Source organism: Pseudomonas sp. YA1 (assembly GCF_058680555.1).
This window is the reverse complement of the sequence record NZ_JBZWBG010000021.1, coordinates 52881-69959: the sequence shown is the minus strand read 5'-3', so window position 1 is coordinate 69959 and position 17079 is coordinate 52881. Positions and strand designations below refer to the sequence as shown.

General features: G+C 70.3%; 14 protein-coding genes. 4 read left to right on the top strand and 10 right to left on the bottom strand.

Annotated features, from left to right (window positions below; genetic code table 11):
* The first annotated feature begins 28 nt into the window (after positions 1 to 28).
* The 3 genes from AC4OR5_RS25630 to zapE all read left to right on the top strand — a co-directional run bounded on the left by AC4OR5_RS25630 (position 29) and on the right by zapE (position 3621).
* Positions 29 to 1213: an acyl-CoA dehydrogenase family protein gene (locus tag AC4OR5_RS25630; RefSeq protein ID WP_003089464.1), complete on the top strand. Its 1185-nt coding sequence runs from the start codon at positions 29 to 31 to the stop codon at positions 1211 to 1213.
* Positions 1210 to 2340, top strand: a complete 1131-nt coding sequence (locus AC4OR5_RS25625) for a sigma-54 interaction domain-containing protein (RefSeq protein WP_003089463.1) — start codon at positions 1210 to 1212, stop codon at positions 2338 to 2340. Before AC4OR5_RS25630 ends, AC4OR5_RS25625 begins: the two co-directional genes overlap by 4 nt.
* Before the next feature lie 126 nt (positions 2341 to 2466).
* The gene (gene zapE / locus AC4OR5_RS25620) at positions 2467 to 3621 is read left to right on the top strand and encodes a cell division protein ZapE (protein WP_023108154.1); all 1155 of its coding nucleotides are present in this window, start codon (positions 2467 to 2469) and stop codon (positions 3619 to 3621) included.
* Between the two features lie 65 nt (positions 3622 to 3686).
* Here the strand turns inward: zapE and AC4OR5_RS25615 are convergent, their stop codons facing one another.
* The 7 genes from AC4OR5_RS25615 to AC4OR5_RS25585 form a co-directional block, all read right to left on the bottom strand.
* Entirely contained in the window at positions 3687 to 4814 is a 1128-nt protein-coding gene (locus AC4OR5_RS25615; RefSeq protein WP_003131579.1) for a glycerophosphodiester phosphodiesterase, read from the bottom strand.
* 177 nt (positions 4815 to 4991) lie between these two features.
* Positions 4992 to 5645 (bottom strand): methionine ABC transporter permease, encoded by a 654-nt coding sequence (locus tag AC4OR5_RS25610; RefSeq protein ID WP_003111646.1) that lies wholly within the window; start codon positions 5643 to 5645, stop codon positions 4992 to 4994.
* Entirely contained in the window at positions 5629 to 6738 is a 1110-nt protein-coding gene (locus tag AC4OR5_RS25605; RefSeq protein ID WP_079992395.1) for a methionine ABC transporter ATP-binding protein, read from the bottom strand. The genes AC4OR5_RS25610 and AC4OR5_RS25605 overlap by 17 nt, the downstream gene beginning before the upstream one ends.
* Positions 6735 to 7529, bottom strand: a complete 795-nt coding sequence (locus AC4OR5_RS25600) for a MetQ/NlpA family ABC transporter substrate-binding protein (protein WP_058159985.1) — start codon at positions 7527 to 7529, stop codon at positions 6735 to 6737. Before AC4OR5_RS25600 ends, AC4OR5_RS25605 begins: the two co-directional genes overlap by 4 nt.
* A gap of 31 nt (positions 7530 to 7560) precedes the next feature.
* Positions 7561 to 8949, bottom strand: a complete 1389-nt coding sequence (locus AC4OR5_RS25595) for an LLM class flavin-dependent oxidoreductase (RefSeq protein WP_031636140.1) — start codon at positions 8947 to 8949, stop codon at positions 7561 to 7563.
* A gap of 17 nt (positions 8950 to 8966) precedes the next feature.
* Positions 8967 to 10184 carry an SfnB family sulfur acquisition oxidoreductase gene (locus AC4OR5_RS25590; protein WP_003089457.1) on the bottom strand — a complete coding sequence of 406 codons (1218 nt, stop codon included), beginning with the start codon at positions 10182 to 10184 and terminating at the stop codon, positions 8967 to 8969.
* Positions 10185 to 10194: 10 nt separating this feature from the next.
* Positions 10195 to 11430: an SfnB family sulfur acquisition oxidoreductase gene (locus AC4OR5_RS25585; protein WP_034048270.1), complete on the bottom strand. Its 1236-nt coding sequence runs from the start codon at positions 11428 to 11430 to the stop codon at positions 10195 to 10197.
* Between the two features lie 418 nt (positions 11431 to 11848).
* Here AC4OR5_RS25585 and AC4OR5_RS25580 point away from each other — a divergent pair, with 418 nt between their 5' ends.
* On the top strand, positions 11849 to 13084 hold the full coding sequence (locus AC4OR5_RS25580; RefSeq protein ID WP_003131586.1) for an NAD(P)/FAD-dependent oxidoreductase: 1236 nt from the start codon (positions 11849 to 11851) through the stop codon (positions 13082 to 13084).
* A 30-nt stretch (positions 13085 to 13114) separates the two neighbouring features.
* On the opposite strand, the gene AC4OR5_RS25575 is transcribed toward AC4OR5_RS25580, so the two are convergent.
* From AC4OR5_RS25575 to AC4OR5_RS25565, 3 genes are read right to left on the bottom strand one after another with little or no spacing between them, the layout of a single operon-like run.
* Positions 13115 to 14047 (bottom strand): carbohydrate kinase family protein, encoded by a 933-nt coding sequence (locus tag AC4OR5_RS25575; protein WP_058159986.1) that lies wholly within the window; start codon positions 14045 to 14047, stop codon positions 13115 to 13117.
* 41 nt (positions 14048 to 14088) lie between these two features.
* A complete protein-coding gene (gene xylB / locus AC4OR5_RS25570; RefSeq protein ID WP_073668271.1) occupies positions 14089 to 15597 on the bottom strand; it encodes a xylulokinase in 1509 nt (502 codons plus the stop codon).
* Complete coding sequence (locus AC4OR5_RS25565) at positions 15594 to 17069, bottom strand: mannitol dehydrogenase family protein (RefSeq protein WP_003131590.1); 1476 nt, start codon at positions 17067 to 17069, stop codon at positions 15594 to 15596. The genes xylB and AC4OR5_RS25565 overlap by 4 nt, the downstream gene beginning before the upstream one ends.
* Positions 17070 to 17079 lie beyond the last annotated feature (10 nt).

Sequence of the window (17079 nt, the reverse complement as noted above, 5' to 3'; positions counted from 1 at the left end):
CAGCCGGGCCCCCGAGGAGAAACGCCCTGTGAATGCGAAGACCCGCCCCGAGGCGCAAACGCCGTTGCAGATCGCCCGGCGCCTGGCCGCCGATTTCGCCGAGAACGCCGCCGAGCGCGACGTCGCCGGTGGCACCCCGAAGGCCGAGCGCGACGCGTTGCGCCGCAGCGGCCTGTTGTCGCTGATCATCCCGCGCGAATACGGCGGCCTGGGGGCGAGCTGGAGCGAAACCCTGCAAACCGTGCGCGAACTGGCCCGGGTCGACAGCTCGATCGCCCACGTCTACGGCTTCCAGCACCTGATGCTGGCCACCGTGCGCCTGTTCTCGCGGCCCGAGCAATGGCAGCCGTGGTTCGAGCTGACCGCGCGCAACCGCTGGTTCTGGGGCAACGCGCTGAACCCGCTGGACAACCGTACCGTGGCTCGGCGCTTCGACGGCTGGCGCGAGTTCTCCGGGAAGAAGAGCTTCTGCTCCGGCGCCCGCGATTCGGAGATGCTCATCGCCTCGGCACTGGACGGCGAGGGCGGGCCGCTGCTGATCGCCGCCATCCCCACCGCGCGCAGCGGTATCAGCCTGGGCCAGGATTGGGACAACATGGGCCAGCGGCAGACCGACAGCGGCAGCGCGATCTTCGAGCGGGTGCGGGTGGAGGAGAGCGAGTTGCTGCTCGATCCCGGGCCGCTGAGCACGCCGTTCGCCTGCCTGCGGCCGCTGATCGCCCAGTTGATCTTCACCGAGGTGTTCCTCGGCATCGCCGAAGGCGCCTTCGAGGAGGCTCGCCAGTACACCCTGCGCGAAGCGCGACCGTGGTTCCGCTCCGAGGTCGCCGAGGCCAATGCCGACCCCTATGTGCTGGCGCGCTACGGCGAATTCTGGGTCGGCCTGGAAAGCACCCGGGCGCTGGTCGAGCGCGCCGCGCAACGCCTCGACGCCGCCTGGTCCAAGGGCCCGGCGCTGGACGCCAGCGAGCGCGGCCAGTTGGCCCTGGCCATCGCCGCCGCCAAGGTCGCCGCGACGCGCAACGGCCTCGACCTGTGCAACCGCATGTTCGAAGTCACCGGCGCCCGCTCCACTCACGCCGCCCTGCGCCTGGACCGCTACTGGCGCAACCTGCGCACCCAGACCCTGCACGACCCGCTGGACTACAAGATCCGCGAGCTGGGCGACTGGGCGCTGAACCAGTCACCGCCGCAACCGACCTTCTACTCATGAACGCTTCTACCCATACTCCCGACCGGCTGCTGACGCTGCCACGTTCGCCGAACCTGGCGACCTCGATCCGCGCCACCGCCCAGGTCTTCGAGGACCCGAAGTCCCAGGCCCTGCTCGAACACCTGCGCCAGGTGGCGCCGAGCGAGGCCAGCGTGCTGGTGATCGGCGAGACCGGCACCGGCAAGGAACTGGTGGCGCGGCATATCCACAACCTCAGCGCGCGGCGCAACGGCCCGTTCGTGGCGGTCAACTGCGGGGCTTTCTCCGAGTCGCTGGTGGAAGCCGAGCTGTTCGGCCACGAGAAGGGCGCCTTCACTGGCGCCCTGGCGGCCAAGGCCGGCTGGTTCGAGGAAGCCAACGGCGGCACCCTGTTCCTCGACGAGATCGGCGACCTGCCGATGCCGATCCAGGTCAAGCTGCTGCGCGTGTTGCAGGAGCGCGAGGTGGTGCGCCTGGGTTCGCGCAAGAGCATCCCCATCGACGTGCGCGTGCTGGCGGCGACCAACGTGCAACTGGAGCGGGCGATCAACGCCGGGCACTTCCGCGAGGACCTGTACTACCGGCTCAATGTCGTCAGCCTGGAGCTGTCGCCGTTGCGCGAGCGACCCGGCGACATCCTGCCGCTGACCCGCCACTTCATCGCCGAGTACAGCCGTCGCCTGGGCTACGGCCAGAGCCAGTTGAGCCCGGAGGCGGCGCAGAAGTTGCGCGCCTATTCCTGGCCGGGGAACATCCGCGAGCTGGAGAACGTCATCCACCATACCTTGCTGATCTGCCGCGACGGGCTGATCCGCGCGGATGACCTGCACCTGTCCAACCTGCGCCTGGAGCGTGGCGAGGAGCTGGCGCGCGGGGTCCCGGCGAGCGGCGCCGCCGAGCACTTGTTGCAGCAGGCTTTCCAGAGGCTGTTCGAAGAGCAGGGCGAGAACCTCCATGGGCGGGTCGAGGATGCCCTGCTGCGCGCGGCGTACCGTTTCTGCCACGGCAACCAGGTGCATACCGCCAACCTGCTGGGACTCAGCCGCAACGTCACGCGCACGCGGCTGATCGCCATCGGCGAGCTGGTGGTGAACAAGCGCGGTGGCCAGCGGATCGATGGCGAGCGGGCGGTGCGGTTGTCGATCTGAGTTCAGGCGCTCGGGATCGCGGCGGATAAGCGCAAGCGGTTATTCGCCCAAACCCAGTCGGGCGCAGTAGACTCGGCGCTTTGCGGAGCGTCTGGCTCCGCGCTCTGCGCCAGGTGGAACCGCCCGATGCCCGATACCTCTCCCGATCTGCCGGCCACGTCGCCGCTCGCCGCCTATCGCCAGGCCGTGGAACAGCGCGGTTTCGCTCCCGACGAGGCGCAGCGGCGCGCCGCCGAGGCGCTGGAGCGTTGTTTCCAGGCCCTGCACGAGCCGCACCGCCACGGCGCGATCCAGGGCGTCTACCTGTGGGGGCCGGTAGGGCGCGGCAAGACCTGGCTGATGGACCACTTCTACCAGTGCCTGCGCGTGCCCGCGCGGCGCCAGCACTTCCACCACTTCATGCAGTGGGTGCACCAGCGCCAGTTCGAACTGACCGGCACCGCCGACCCGCTGCGCGCCCTGGCCCGCGAGTTGGCGCGGGACGTGCGGGTGCTGTGCTTCGACGAGCTGTTCGTCAGCGACATCGGCGACGCCATCCTGCTCGGCAGCCTGCTGCGCATCATGTTCGAGGAGGGCGTGGTGCTGGTCGCCACTTCCAACCAGCCGCCGGAGCAGTTGTACGCCGACGGCTTCAACCGCGAACGCTTCCTCCCGGCGATCGAGGCGATCCAGCGGCACATGGCGGTGGTCGCGGTGGATGGCGGCCAGGACCACCGCCTGCATCCCGGCCGGGCCGAGCAACGCTACTGGGTGGTGGAGGCGGGGCAGGCGGGCGGTTTCGCCGAACTCTTCGCGCGCCTGAGCGCCGGCGAAGTGGTGTCCGCGCAGCCCATCGAGCTGGGGCACCGCCCGCTGGCGGTGCGCCGGCACAGCGAGTCGGTGCTCTGGTGCAGCTATGCGCAGCTCTGCGAGGTACCGCTGTCGGCGCTGGACTTCATCGGCCTTTGCGACCGCTACCGGGCGATCCTGATGGACGACCTGCCGTGCCTGAGCGCCAGCCAGCGCGAAGGCCGCATAGCCCGTGGCACCGAGGACGGCGCGCAACTGGTGGAGGCGGGGGATCGCGAATTGCCGCAGTTGTCGGTGCACGACGACGGCGTGCGGCGCTTCATCGCCCTGGTGGACGAATGCTACGACCGCAAGGTGCCGCTCTACCTGGAGGCCAGGGTGCCGTTGGAGGCACTTTATACCGAGGGCTACCTGGCCTTCGCCTTCCGTCGCACCCTCAGCCGGCTGCGCGAGATGCAGCTGGCACGCTTCGGCAGCGACAGCGCCGGCTAGCGCCGCGCCGCCGAAGCGGGAACTGCGGATGGCCGCCCGCGCTCATCCGCCGGCCAGGCCGAGGCTCAATAGCCGTGCCGGCGCAGCAGCGCGTCCATGTCTTGCGCCGCCGGGCGGCCCTGGAACTTCAGCAGTTCCGAGGTGCGGTTGGTGAAGAAACCGTCGACGCCGGCCGCGCCTAGGGCCTTGAAGTCTTCCGCCGAGTCCACCGAGTAGGCATGGATGAACAGCCCGCGCGCGTGGGTCATGCGGTTCATCCAGGGTTTCACCAGGTCGGCGTAGCTCTGTTCGCCGCGTTCGCTGAGGGTCGCCGAGGGCCCGGTGCCCAGCGCGCCGTGGGCCTTGGCCCAGTCCAGCCAGGCGCCGAACTCGGCTTCGGACTTCACTTCCTGCCTGGCGTAGAAGGCCGCCTTGTCGGTTTCCCCGGATTCCTTGAAGGTCACTGGCGAACGGGCTTCCAGGTAGCCGTCACCGAGCCACAGCAGGAGAATCTTCGGCACTTGCGGCATGCTTTCTTGCAGCAGTTCCAGGCTGCTCTTCTCGAAGGTCTGCAGGATCACCCGGCCATTGCCGTGGGCCACGTCGACATGCCCGGCGGCGGCGCGCTCGCGGGGTTGCAGCCAGCCGCGGCGTTCCAGCAGCTTGCGCAGGTCGTCTTCGATGCCGGGGAATTGCGCCGGTACCTTGGTCTCCAGGTACAGGCCCGGCTTGTTGGCGCCGCCCTCGGCGATGTCGAGCATCTCGTCGAGGGTGAGGATGCGCAGGCCGACGAAGCCGGGCCGGGCGCGCTCGGGGAAGGCGCGATTGAACCAGGAGCCGGCGTCCAGGCGCTTGAGTTCGGCGAGAGTGAAGCTGCTCACCGGGTCCTTGGCGCGTCCCGGGAAGACCTCGGCGACGTCGGTGGTGCGCTCCAGGGTGTCGTCGTGGAGGGCGACCAGTACGCCGTCGCGGCTGCGCTGCACGTCGGCTTCCAGGTAGTCGGCGCCGAGGTCGCGGGCCAGCAGGTAGGCCGCGGCGGTTTCCTCGGGGGCGTCGTACGAGGCGCCGCGGTGGGCGATGACCGCCGGCCAGGGCACGCCGGCGGCGGCGCTGAGGGCCTTGCCGGACGGCTCCGCGGCCTGGGCGGCGAGCCCCGCCGTCAGGCCGAGGAAGCCCAGGGTCTTGAATGTTCCTTGCCAGAATCTTTGCCGCATGAGGCGCCTTTCCTTCTTTCTTTTTCACGGGATTGCCGACCAGTCTGGCGTCGCCGGATGACCGGAGGACGACAGATACAGGTCTGTCCGGCGCGGGGAAAGATGCGCTGTCGCGGCGACGCTGGTTCCTGTCGCCCTCGGCAAAGCGCCAGCCCTCCCAGGCCGGGAGGGCGGATTCTACAGGCGTTTGTTCAGCAGGCGGGCCAGGCGGTCGCCGCCGAACTGGATCAACGTGACCAGCAGCACAAGGACGATGATCACGGTGAGCATCACCTGGGTGTCGAAGCGCTGGTAGCCGTAGCGGTAGGCCAGGTCGCCGAGGCCGCCGGCACCGATCGCGCCGGCCATGGCCGAGGAATTGATCATGGTCACCAGGGTGATGGTGAAGCCGCCGACGATGCCCGGTCGCGCCTCCGGCAACAGTACGTTGCAGATGATGTGGCGGCGTTCGCAGCCCATCGCCTGGGCCGCCTCCACCAGGCCGTGGTCGACTTCGCGCAGGCTGACCTCGGCGATCCGCGCGAAGAACGGCGTGGCGGCGATGGTCAGCGGCACCACCGCGGCCCAGACGCCATAGCTGGTGCCGACGATCATCCGGGTAAAGGGAATCAGCGCCACCATCAGGATCAGGAAGGGTACCGAGCGCAGCACGTTGACCAGACCGCCCAGGATGCGATTGAGCAGGCGCGCCTCGAAGATCCCGCCCGGCCCGGTGGTGACCAGCACCAGGGCCAGCGGGATACCCACCAGCAGGACGATGGCGGAGGACGCGCCGATCATCAGCAGCGTATCGAGGAAACCTTGCCAGAGCCGTTCAAGCATGGGCGACATGGCCGAGCACCTCCACCTTGTCCGCCACCAGCGCGGCCTTGGCCAGCACGCCGGGAAGCTCGCCGGGCGGCGCGCCGACCTGTAGCAGCAGGCGCCCCAGGGCGCGGCCCTGGATCCGCTCTATGCCGCCGTGGAGCAGGTCGACGCGCTGGCCGATGGCCCTGGCGATGGCCAGCAGGTCCGGCACCCGTCGGCTGGCGCCGGTGTACTGGAGATCGAGCAGCACCGGGTCGCCGGCGCCGGGAGCCTGGCGCAGGCGCGCCTGGAGGTCGGCCGGGAGGGCGGCGCGCAGGCTGCCGAGCAGGCTTCGGGTGACGGCATGGCGCGGATCGCCGAAGACTTCCCAGACTTCGCCCTGTTCGACGATGCGGCCGCATTCGAGGACCACCACGCGGTCGCAGATCTCGCGGATGACCGCCATCTCGTGGGTGATCAGGACGATGGTCAGGCCCAGCCGACGGTTGATGTCGCGCAGCAGCGCGAGGATCGCCTGGGTGCTCTCCGGGTCCAGCGCCGAGGTGGCTTCGTCGCAGAGCAGGATCTGCGGCTGGTGCACCAGCGCGCGGGCGATGCCGACGCGCTGTTTCTGCCCGCCGGAGAGCTGCGCCGGATAGGCGTCGCGTTTTTCCTCCAGGCCGACCAGTTGCAGCAGCCCGGCGACCCGCTCCTCGATCCGTGCCCGGGGCACCCCGGCCACCCGCAGCGGCAGGGCGATGTTCTGCCGCACGGTCTTGGCCGACATCAGGTTGAAGTGCTGGAAGATCATGCCGATGCGTCGGCGCAGGGCGACCAGGCGCTGGCCGTCGTAGCCGCCGATGTCCTCGCCGTCGATCAGCACCTGCCCCTCGCTGGGACGCTCCAGGCGATTGAGGGTGCGGATCAGCGAGGACTTGCCGGCGCCGCTGCGGCCGATGATGCCGAACACTTCGCCGCGGCGGATCTCCAGGTCGATCTCCCGCAGGGCCTGGACCCCGCCGGGGTAGCGCTTGCCCAGGCCGTGGAGGCGGATGTGCGGTGTGGAGGCGCGCGTGTCGGGCGCCATCGGGAACGGTTCGAGGGGCAGCAGGCTCGGGGGAACGGTCATGGTCGTCACTCCCAGCCCGGCTGGTACAGCGTGCCATGGGCCTTGTCCAGCGCGGCGCGGACCACCGGCGAATGCTGGTAGATATCGACGAAGCGCGCCAGGCGGCCGTCGCGGTCCTGGTAGTCGCCGCGGGTGACGAACTGGATCACGTATTCCCGGTTGTCGATCCCGTCGAACAGCAGCGCCCGGGCCGGGTCGATGGTCCCGGCCAGGCGCAGGTAGTGCGGGTAGCCCTGGGCCAGGTCGAAATCGTCGAGGGCGCGCGCCAGTTGCACCGCCTCCAGCTCGGTGATGCGGATGTCCTTCGGGTTGTCGACGATATCGTCGAGGGTCGCCTTGTAGCCGACGCCGTCCCTGAGCTTCAGCAGGCCGGCCTTCTGTAGCAGTTGCAGGCCGCGGCCGCCATTGATCGGGTCGTTGGCGATGGCCACGCTGGCGCCTTCCGGCAACTCTGCGAGGCTGGCGTAGCGCTTCGAATAGAGCCCGACGTTGTTGATGATCCCCGGCGCGAACGGCTTCAGCCGGAAGCCGCCTTCGCGGTTGGCGTTTTCCAGGAAGGGCACGTGCTGGAAGTAGTTGGCGTCGATGTCGCCCTGGGCGAGGGTGATGTTGGGGGCGTTCCAGTCGCTGAACTCGACCAGTTCGACCTTCAACCCCTGCTTGCCGGCTTCGCTCACGGCGACTTCCAGCGGCGGGGCGAAGGCGGCGGTGGTGCCGATCTTCAGCGGGGCGTCGGCGGCCTGGACCGGGCCGCTGCCGAGGAGGACGGCCAGGCTCAGGGTTTTCAGGGTGTTCAGCATGGTGGGCTCCTGAACGAAAGGGAAAGTGGGGTCAGGCCTGGCGCTGGCGCGCGGCCGGGGGCTGGCGGAAGGCGGCGCCGGCGTGTTCCGCCTGCAGGCGCGCGCGGCCGCCGCCGAAGAGCTTCTCCCGCAGGGTGCCGGGGGCGTAGGCGGTCTTGTAGCTGCCGCGTGCCTGCAACTCGGGCACCACCAGGTCGATGAAGTCGGCGTAGCTCTCCGGCTCCACGGTGCGGGTCAGGTTGAAGCCGTCCAGGCCGGTATCGGCGATCCAGCCTTCGAGGTCGTCGGCGACCTGGCGCGGGTCGCCTACCAGGGTCACGTAGCGGCCGCCCAGGGCCAGTTGGTCGAGGAGCTTGCGCACGGTGGAGTCGGTGCGCGCCACGGTGAGGTTCTTCACCACCGACTCGATGGCGTTGTTCTTCTCGTAGCGGATCGGTTCGTCGAGCCCGTAGCGCGACAGGTCGATGCCGCTGGAGCTGGCGAAGTGCGCCAGGCCGGCCTCGGGGCTGGCGTAGCGGCGGTACTCGGCATGCTTGTCGCGGGCCTCGGCCGCGGTGGCGGCGACGATCACGTTGATGCCCATGAAGATCCTGATGTCCTCGGCGCGACGGCCGGCGCCGACCACCGCCGCGCGGATGCGCTGCACCAGTTGGCGGGTGGCCTCGCGGGTCTGTCCGGAGACGAACACGCATTCGGCGTGGCGCGCGGCGAAGGCCAGGCCACGCTCCGAGGAGCCGGCCTGGAACAGCACCGGGGTGCGCTGTGGAGAGGGCTCGGCGAGGTGGTAGCCCTCGACCTGGTAGAACTCGCCATGGTGACGGACCTTGTGGATCTTCTCCGGCCGCGCGTAGACCCGTCGCTGGCGGTCGGCGAGCACCGCGTCGTCTTCCCAGCTGCCCTCCCAGAGCTTGTAGAGGACCTCCAGGTACTCGTCGGCGCGGTCGTAGCGGCGGTCGTGCTCGATCTGCGCGGACTGGCCCATGGCCTTGGCCGCGCTTTCCAGGTAGCCGGTGACGATGTTCCAGCCGATCCGCCCGTCGCTCAGGTGGTCGAGGGTCGAGAGCCGCCGGGCGAACGGGTAGGGCGCCTCGTAGGTGAGGTTGGCGGTGACGCCGAAACCCAGGTGCTCGGTGACCCCGGCCATGGCCGAGACCAGCATCAGCGGGTCGTTCACCGGCAACTGGACGGCTTCGCGGGCGGTCACCTCGATGCCGCCCTGGTAGACGTCGTAGACGCCGAGGATATCGGCGATGAACAGGCCGTCGAACAGGCCGCGCTCCAGCAGCCGGGCCAGCTCGGTCCAGTGGCGCAGTTTGCGGTAGTCGCTGGAGCGGTCGCGCGGGTGGGTCCAGAGGCCGTGGTTGATATGGCCGACGCAATTCATGCTGAAGGCGTTTAGGAGAATCTGCTTCTTGCTCATGGCGGTTCCTTCGGCGTTCAGAGCGTGCCGCGGCGTGGCGGCAGGCGGCCGTTGAGGTAGTAGTCGCCGACCGCGTGGTACTTCCAGCGCACCGGGTCGTGCAGGGTGTGTACGCGGGCGTTGCGCCAGTGGCGGTCGAGACCGAGTTCGGCGAGACAGGCGCGGCTGCCGCCAAGCTCGATCAGCTTGCTGCCGGCCAGCAGGGCGACCTCGGTGGTCAGCGCGCGGGCTTCGGCGACGGCGATCGAGGCGGCCGCCACGCTTTCCGCGTCCGGCTCGGCGGTGGCCCGGTCGAGCACCCGCCCGGCACGCTCCAGCAGCGCTTCGGCGGCGTGCAGGCGGATCGCCAGGCGGCCGATCTCGTGGATGGTCAGTGGGTCGTCGCTGGCCTTGTCGACGCCGGAGTCGACCCAGGGCCGGGCGCGCTCGCGGACGAAACGCAGGGTGTCCTCGAAGGCGCCGCGGGCGATCCCGGCGTCGATCGCCGCGTGGAGGATCTGCGCCAGCGGGCCGACGGTGGTCGGGCGCTCGAAGGCGTCCTGGAACGAGACCACGTCCTCGGCGGCCACCGCTACCCGGTCGAACAGCGCCGAACCGCTGCCGGTGGTGCGTTGACCGAAGCCGGACCAGTCGTCGACGATTTCCAGCCCGGCGCTGTCGCGCGGGACGAAGGCCAGTTGCTGGCGGCCCTCGTCGTCCACCGCCAGGGTCGGCACCCGCTGCGCGTAGAGTGCGCCGGTGCAGTAGAACTTGCGCCCGTCCAGGCGGTAGCCGTCGCCGTCGGCGCGCAGGCGGGTACGGCGCTCGCTGGCGGTACGCGTGCCGATCTCGGCCAGGGCGTTGCCGAAACGCTCGCCGGCCAGGGCGGCGCCGAACAGGCGACCTTTCTGCGCCGGCGAGCCGTTCACCCGCAGCACTTCGAGGGCGTAGAAATGGTTCTGCGGAATCTGCCCCAGGGAACTGTCGGCGGCGCTGACGATCGCCACCACCTTCGCCAGGGTCACCCGCGAGACGCCGGCCCCGCCGTATTCGCGGGGCACCGCGATGCCCCACAGGCCGGAGCGGGAGAACAGTTCCAGTTCTTCCAGCGGCAGGCGCCGCTCGCGGTCGCGCTGGATGCTTTCGCGGGCGAACAGGGCGGCCAGCTCGCGGGCCGTTTCCAGGGCTTCGTCGTCGCTGCCGATGCGATGGGCAGCGGCCGTGGGATTGTCGCGCGTAGCGTGTGCGAGGCTCATCGGGCGCTCCTCAGATCCATGAGTGACGCGCCGGACGGGCGCCGTTCAGGTAGTAGTCGCCGACCGCGTGGATCTTCCAGCGTACCGGGTCGTGCAGGGTGTGGGTGCGGGCGTTGCGCCAGTGCCGGTCGAGGTTGAACTCGGCGAGCGTGGCGCGGCTGCCGGCCAGCTCGAAGAGCTTCTCGCTGGCGGCCAGGCTGATCTCGGTGCTCAGCACCTTGGCCTCGGCCACGGCGATCGAGGCGCGTGCCGCCGACTCGGCGTCCACCGGCCGCGCGGCCACTTCGTCGAGGACCTGGCCGGCCTTCTCCAGCAGGGCGTTGGCGGCGTGCAGCTCGATTTGCAGGCGGCCGACCTCGGCGATGCTGTAAAGCTCGTCGCTGGCGCGTTCGACCTGGGCGTCGATCCAGGGCCGGCTGCGTTCGCGGACGAACGCCTGGGTGTCGTCCAGCGCCGCCTGGGCGATGCCGGCGTCGATGGCGGCCTGGATCAGTTGCGAGACGGCGCCCTGGAGGCTCGGGATCTCGGCCAGCAGGCCGTTGTGGATCAGCATGTCGCCGGCTACCGGAACCTCGTCCAGCAGTACCGTGCCGCTGGCGGTGGTGCGCTGGCCGAAGCCGGACCAGTCGTCGACGATGCGCAGGCCGGGAGCGCCGCGCTCGACGAAGAGCATCACCGCGCGCTCTTCCTCGTCGATGGCCTTGACCGCCACCCAGTGGGCGAACAAGGCGCCGGTGGAGTAGAACTTCTCGCCGCTGACCCGGTAGCCGTCGCCGTCGCGACGGACCCGCGCCTTCAGCTCCAGGGTATGGCGGGTATTGCGTTCCGGGCCGGCGTTGGCCAGCCGGCGGCCGTCGAGGATGCCACGGAACAGCTTGCGTTTCTGCGCCGGGCTGGCGACGTTGTCGATCACGCTGAGCAGGCCGAACTGGTTCTGCGGAATCTGTCCGAGGGCCGGGTCGGCGGCACAGATGACACGGAACACCTCGGCCAGGGTCACATGGGAAACCTGCGCGCCGCCATGGGCGCGGGGAATGCCGATGCCGCCCAGGCCGAGGCGGGTAAAGAGTTCCAGTTCCTGCCAGGGCAGGCGTCGTTCGCGGTCGCGTAGCGCCGCTTCGCGACGGGCCAGTCCGGCTACCTCGTGGGCGGCCTGCAACGCCTGGGCGTCGTTCTCGATGAGGCGTGCCGGGAGTAGCCGGGGCGCCTGGTCACGAAGATCCTTGGGTGCGGTTTCGTCGGTCATGGTTCAGCCTTGCAGCGTGGTGGTTCCGCCAGCGGCATCGGTGTGGCGCGGCTCGCGGGTTCGGTGGTGCGGGTGGAACGCCTGGAGGAGGGAGGGGAAACAGGCGGTAACGACATGCTCGCTGGGCACCTCTGGCAGTTCGGATAGGTGGCTGGCGCGATCGCCAAGCCTCTGCCGGGTCTGTTTGCACAAGCCGTGCCGTTTGCTAATCAATAGAAAAATCAAAGAGTTGGAGGTTTGCTCCAACAGTTTCTGCTGGTCCGCGGGCGCTGCCTGTTGCTCCGCTGTTGCCAGGGCAACAGTTACCGGCGGATTACAGCCGGATGCCGCGCGCCGGCGCCGTGCTGCTAGGGTGATAGGGTTTCGCGCGCGGCGGCCTGGCGCGCGCCCACCCACTCGGATCGTCGAAGGAACTCCCATGCAGAGCGCTAACGCTTCAGAACTCACCACCGACATCGCCGTGATTGGCGGCGGCGCGGCCGGCATCGGCGTGATCGCCAGCCTGCTGAAACGTTCGCCGGGGTTGCGTATCAGCCTGATCGAGCCGGCGGACACCCACTACTACCAACCGGGCTGGACCCTGGTCGGTGGCGGCGCCTACGCCCAGGGCGACACCGCGCGGCCGATGGCCGGGCTGGTCCCGCCCGGCGTGGAGTGGCTGCGCACCCGTGTCGAGCGGGTCGACCCCGAGGCGCGCCGGCTACTGCTGGAGAGCGGCGGCAGCCTGGAGTACCGCAACCTGATCGTCTGCCCCGGCCTGCGCCTGGCCTGGGAGCGCATCGAGGGCCTGGAGGAGACCCTCGGGCGCAACGGCGTCACCTCCAACTACCGCTACGACCTGGCGCCCTACACCTGGGAGCTGGTGCGCGGCCTGCGTGGCGGCAAGGCGCTGTTCACCCAGCCGGCGATGCCGATCAAGTGCGCCGGGGCGCCGCAGAAAGCCATGTACCTGTCCTGCGACCACTGGCTACGGGAGGGCGTGCTGCAAGACATCGAGGTCGAGTTCGACCTGGCCGGCGCGGCGTTGTTCGGCGTCGCCGATTTCGTTCCGCCGCTGATGGAATACGTGCGCAAGTATTCGGCCGAGCTGGCGTTCAATTCCAACCTGGTGAAGGTCGACGGCGCGGCGCGCAAGGCCTGGTTCGAGGTGAAGGACGCCGACGGCAACACCAATCTGGCGGAAAAGGACTTCGACCTGCTGCACGTGGTGCCGCCGCAACTGCCGCCGACCTTCGTCGCCGCCAGCGGCCTGGGCGACGCGGCCGGCTGGTGCGAAGTCGACCCGGCGACCCTGCAACATGTCCGCCATGGCGAGATCTTCGCCCTCGGCGATGTCTGCGGCACCGCCAACGCGAAGACCGCGGCGGCGGCGCGCAAGCAGATCGTGGTGGTGGCCGAGAACCTTCTCGGCCTGCGCAGCGGCCGTGGCCTGCCGCTGCGCTACGACGGTTACGGCGGTTGCCCGCTGACCGTCGAGCGCGGCCGGGTGGTGCTGGCGGAGTTCGGCTACGCCGGCAAGCTGCTGCCGACCTTCCCGCTGGAGCCCACCGCGGCCAGCCGCTTCGCCTGGCTGCTCAAGCGCCACGTACTGCCCTGGGTGTACTGGAACGCCATGCTCAAGGGCCGGGAGTGGCTGGCGCGGCCGGGGCGCTAGACCGGGCGGCAGCCCTCGGCCTGACCGGCCTCAAAGCTCGTGGGCGAACGGCAGGTCCGGCCCCACCCGCGAGCAGGTGACCGCCGCCGCGCGGATGGCGAAGGCGAGCATCGCGTCGATCGCTTCCCGCGACAGCGCGGCTAGCCCGGCCGGGCTGTCGGCGTCGAGGCGGCGGAGGTAGGCGAGGGTCGCCGCCTGGAAGGTATCGCCGGCGCCGACCGTATCGCGCAGCGCCAGGGCGGTATCCGCCGGGCGACTCCAGCTGCCGTGGGCGCAGTGTACGCTGGCGCCGGCGCCGCCGTGGGTGACGAAGACCAGCCGGCAGTGCGGGTTCAGCCAGCCGCGGGCCACCTCGCCGGGATCGCGGTCGGGGTAGAGCAGGGCCAGGTCTTCCTCGCTGGCCTTGATCAGGTGCGCATGACTGGCGAAGGCCTCGACCCGGCGCCGCCAGAGGTCGATGTCCGGCTGCGGGTCGAGGCGCACGTTGGGGTCCAGGCTGACCAGGCGCCGGCCGCTCTCGCGCCGGACCAGCGCCAGCAGGGTGTCGGCCACCGGCGTCACCACCAGGGTGTAGGAGCCGACGTGCAGCCCGCGTATCCGCCCATCCAGCGTCGGCAGGTGTTCCAGGCGCACCTGGCGGTCGGCGCAGCCCTCGCCGCGGAACTGGTATTGCGCCGAGCCGCTGGCGTCGAGGCCGACCATCGCCAGGGTGGTCGGGGCGTCGCTGGGCACCAGGAAGCCGCAGTCCACGCCTTCTTCTTCGAGCACCCGGCGCAGCCGCGCGCCCAGGTAGTCGCTGGACAGCCCGCCGAACAGCGCCGCCTCCACGCCCAGCCGGCGCAGGCCGACGGCGACGTTGAACGGCGAGCCGCCGGCGATCGCGGTGAAGCCCAGCTCGTTGCTGCGCGCAGCGCTTTCCAGGCTGAAGACATCGAAAAGGGCCTCGCCACACACCAGGTACATGCAGATCTCCAAAACGCCAGAAGAGGAAGGAAAGCCGGCCATTATCGCGGAGGCAGGTGCTCCAGGTAACGCCGGTAGGCCTGTTCGTAGGCTGCCTGTCGTCGCGCCTGGGGCTGGGTGCGGGTCGCCTCGTCGAGCGCCACGCAGCGCCGGCACAGGGCTTCCAGGCTTTCACCGGCGCCGCTTTCGCGGCCCAGGCTCCAGGCCGCCTGGAGCGCCGCGCCAAGGGCGGCGGCCTCGGTCTGCCGTGGACAGACCAGCGGCAGGCCGAGCAGGTCGGCGAGCGTCCGCCGCCACAGCGGGCTCTTCGCCGCGCCGCCGACCAGGCGGATTTCCTCGCCCGGCAGGCCGCTGGCGCGCAGCAGGTCGAGGCCGTAGCGCAGGCCGAAGGCGGTGCCTTCGAGCACCGCCCGGCAAAGATTGGCGCGGCTCAGGTTGGCTGCGGTCATGCCATGCAGGCTGGCGCTGGCGTGCGGTAGCGCCGGAACCCGCTCGCCGTCGAAGAACGGCAGCATCAGCAGACCCTCGGCGCCGACCGGCGCCTGGGCGGCCAGCCGGGAGAATTCGTCGAGATCGAGGTGCAGCAGGTCCTGTACCAGGCCGCAGGCGCCGGTGAGGTTCATCGTGCAGGCCAGCGGCAGCCAGCCGCCGGACGAGGCGCAGAAGGTCGCCAGCTCGCCGTGCGGACTGACCAGCGGCCGCTCGGCATAGGCGGCCAGGGTGCCGGAGGTGCCCAGGCTGGCGGTGAGCAGGCCGGGGCGGATGTTGCCGGTGCCGATGGCGGCGAGCATGTTGTCGCCGCCGCCGCCGGCGACCCGCGTGTGGGGAGCCAGGCCAAGGGCGGCGGCCGCTTCGGGGCGCAGGTTGCCGATGCAGGCGCCGGGCTCGATCAGCTCCGGCAGCGCTGCCGCCAGGCGTCCGCCCGGCTCGACCAGCTCCAGCACGTCGCTGGCCCAGGTGCGCCGGCGCACGTCGAAGTAGCCGCTACCGGAGGCGTCGCCCGCTTCGCTGCAGACGCGGCCGGTGAGCCAGTGGTTGAGGTAGTCGTGGGGCAGGAGGATATGCGCGACGCGGGCGAACAGCTCGGGAAAGCGTCGCTTGCTCCAGAGCAGCTTGGACAGCGTGTAGCCCGGCGCGAGCACCAGCCCCAGGCGTTCCAGCGAGCCGGCCGGGCCGCCGAGGGCTTCCAGCAGCTCGCGGTTCTCCGCCGCGCTCTCGGTGTCGCACCAGAGCTTGGCCGGGCGCAGCGCCCGGCCCTCGGCGTCGAGCAGGAGCAGCCCATGCTGCTGGGCGGAAACCGCCAGGGCGCGGACCTCGCGGCCGTCCACCGCGGCTTCTTCCAGGGCCATGCGTACCGCGCTGGCCATGGCTTCCAGCCAGTCCGCCGGGTCCTGCTCGCGGCGTCCGTCGCGGCCTTCCGGCGGGCGCTGCGCGGCGCTGCCCAGGCCCAGCGTGCAGCCGCTGCCGGCGTCGAGCAGCAGCGCCTTGCTGCCTTGGGTGCCGCAATCGATGCCGAGGAACAATCCGTGCATGCGGCCCTCCGGAGTCATTCGCCGAGTACCTGGCGCAGGGTTTCGCTGACGCCGTGCCGGCGCAGGCTGTCGTAGAGCCGCTCGAAGGCCTCGACGAAGGCCGCCGAGGCCGGGATCGCCGGGCCGAACACGGTCTCCACGCCGAGCAGGCGCCGGCCCAGGCCGTGGCGTTCGGCAACCAGCGCCTGGCATTCGGCGGCGCGCGGATCGGGAATCGGGTAGTGCTCGCCATGCTCGTCGACCCCGCCCAGGTACAGCGCCCAGGCCGCCACCACCAGGGCCACCCGTTCCAGTGGGCGGCCGGCGGCGATCAGCCGATTGGCGGTGGGGACGATGAACTTGGGAAACTTCGACGAGCCGTCCGAGCAGACCCGTTCCAGTTGGTCGGCGATGGCGCGGTTGGCGAAGCGCTCGACCAGGCTGTCCTTGTAGCGCTCCAGGTCGATCCCCGGTACCGGCGCCAGCAGTGGGGCCACGTCGCGGTCCATGAAGGCCCGCACGTAGCGGCGCAGCAGCGGGTCGCCGAGGGTCTCGTGGACGAAGCGGTAGCCGCGCAGGAAGCCCAGGTAGGTGAGCGCCAGGTGGCTGCCGTTGAGCAGGCCGATCTTCATCTCCTCGTAGGGCGTGACGTCGTCGGTGAACTGCACGCCGACCTTTTCCCAGGCCGGGCGCCCAGCGCTGAAACGATCTTCCAGCACCCATTGCACGAAGGGTTCGCAGACCACCGGCCAGGCGTCTTCCACGCCGTGCCGTTGGGCCAGTTGGCGGCGGTGGGCGGGGCTGGTCATCGGCGTGATGCGGTCGACCATGGCGTTGGGAAAGCTGACGTGCGTCGCGATCCAGCGCGCCAGCCCCGGGTCGAGCCGTTCGGCGAAGGCCAGCAGCGCCTTGCGCGCCACCTCGCCGTTGTGCGGGAGGTTGTCGCAGGACATCACGGTGAACGCCGGCACGCCTGTGTCGCGGCGCCGCCGCAGAGCCTCGCAGAGAAAGCCGAAGACCCCGCGCGGGGTCCGCGGGTTGGCCAGGTCGTGGCGCACCAGCGGCAACTCGGCGAGGAACTCGCCGCTGCCGTCGTCGATGCAGTAGCCGCCTTCGGTGATGGTCAGCGAGACGATGCGGATGGCCGGCTCGGCAAGCTTTTCCAGCAGCGCCTCGGCGCCGTCCTCGGCGAGCAGCATGCCGCTGATGGCGCCGATCACGCGGACCTCGGTGTCTGGCTGGTCGCCCAGCTCGTAGAGGGTGTAGAGGTAGTCCTGGGCGGCCAGGGCGTCGCGCATGGCGCGGTCGTCGCTGCGCAGGCCGGCGCCGCAGATCGCCCAGTCGAGGGCTTCGCCGCGGTTCATCAGGGCGTCGGTGTAGGCCGCCTGGTGCGCGCGGTGGAAGCCGCCGACACCGATGTGGACGATGCCCTGGCGCAGTTGCGCGGGGTCGTAGGACGGGCGGGCGACAGCGGTCGCCAGCAGGGGGAGGTGCTGCCGGTTGAGTTTCATCGGTGGGTTC

Bases quoted from the DNA above. Each gene is read 5' to 3' on its own strand.
- AC4OR5_RS25585 (WP_034048270.1), bottom strand. From the start codon at position 11,430: ATGACCGACGAAACCGCACCCAAGGATCTTCGTGACCAGGCGCCCCGG.
- AC4OR5_RS25615 (WP_003131579.1), bottom strand. From the start codon at position 4,814: ATGCGGCAAAGATTCTGGCAAGGAACATTCAAGACCCTGGGCTTCCTC.
- AC4OR5_RS25600 (WP_058159985.1), bottom strand. From the start codon at position 7,529: ATGCTGAACACCCTGAAAACCCTGAGCCTGGCCGTCCTCCTCGGCAGC.
- xylB (WP_073668271.1), bottom strand. From the start codon at position 15,597: ATGACTCCGGAGGGCCGCATGCACGGATTGTTCCTCGGCATCGATTGC.
- zapE (WP_023108154.1), top strand. From the start codon at position 2,467: ATGCCCGATACCTCTCCCGATCTGCCGGCCACGTCGCCGCTCGCCGCC.
- AC4OR5_RS25595 (WP_031636140.1), bottom strand. From the start codon at position 8,949: ATGAGCAAGAAGCAGATTCTCCTAAACGCCTTCAGCATGAATTGCGTC.
- AC4OR5_RS25580 (WP_003131586.1), top strand. From the start codon at position 11,849: ATGCAGAGCGCTAACGCTTCAGAACTCACCACCGACATCGCCGTGATT.
- AC4OR5_RS25590 (WP_003089457.1), bottom strand. From the start codon at position 10,184: ATGAGCCTCGCACACGCTACGCGCGACAATCCCACGGCCGCTGCCCAT.
- AC4OR5_RS25625 (WP_003089463.1), top strand. From the start codon at position 1,210: ATGAACGCTTCTACCCATACTCCCGACCGGCTGCTGACGCTGCCACGT.
- AC4OR5_RS25565 (WP_003131590.1), bottom strand. From the start codon at position 17,069: ATGAAACTCAACCGGCAGCACCTCCCCCTGCTGGCGACCGCTGTCGCC.
- AC4OR5_RS25575 (WP_058159986.1), bottom strand. From the start codon at position 14,047: ATGTACCTGGTGTGTGGCGAGGCCCTTTTCGATGTCTTCAGCCTGGAA.
- AC4OR5_RS25610 (WP_003111646.1), bottom strand. From the start codon at position 5,645: ATGTCGCCCATGCTTGAACGGCTCTGGCAAGGTTTCCTCGATACGCTG.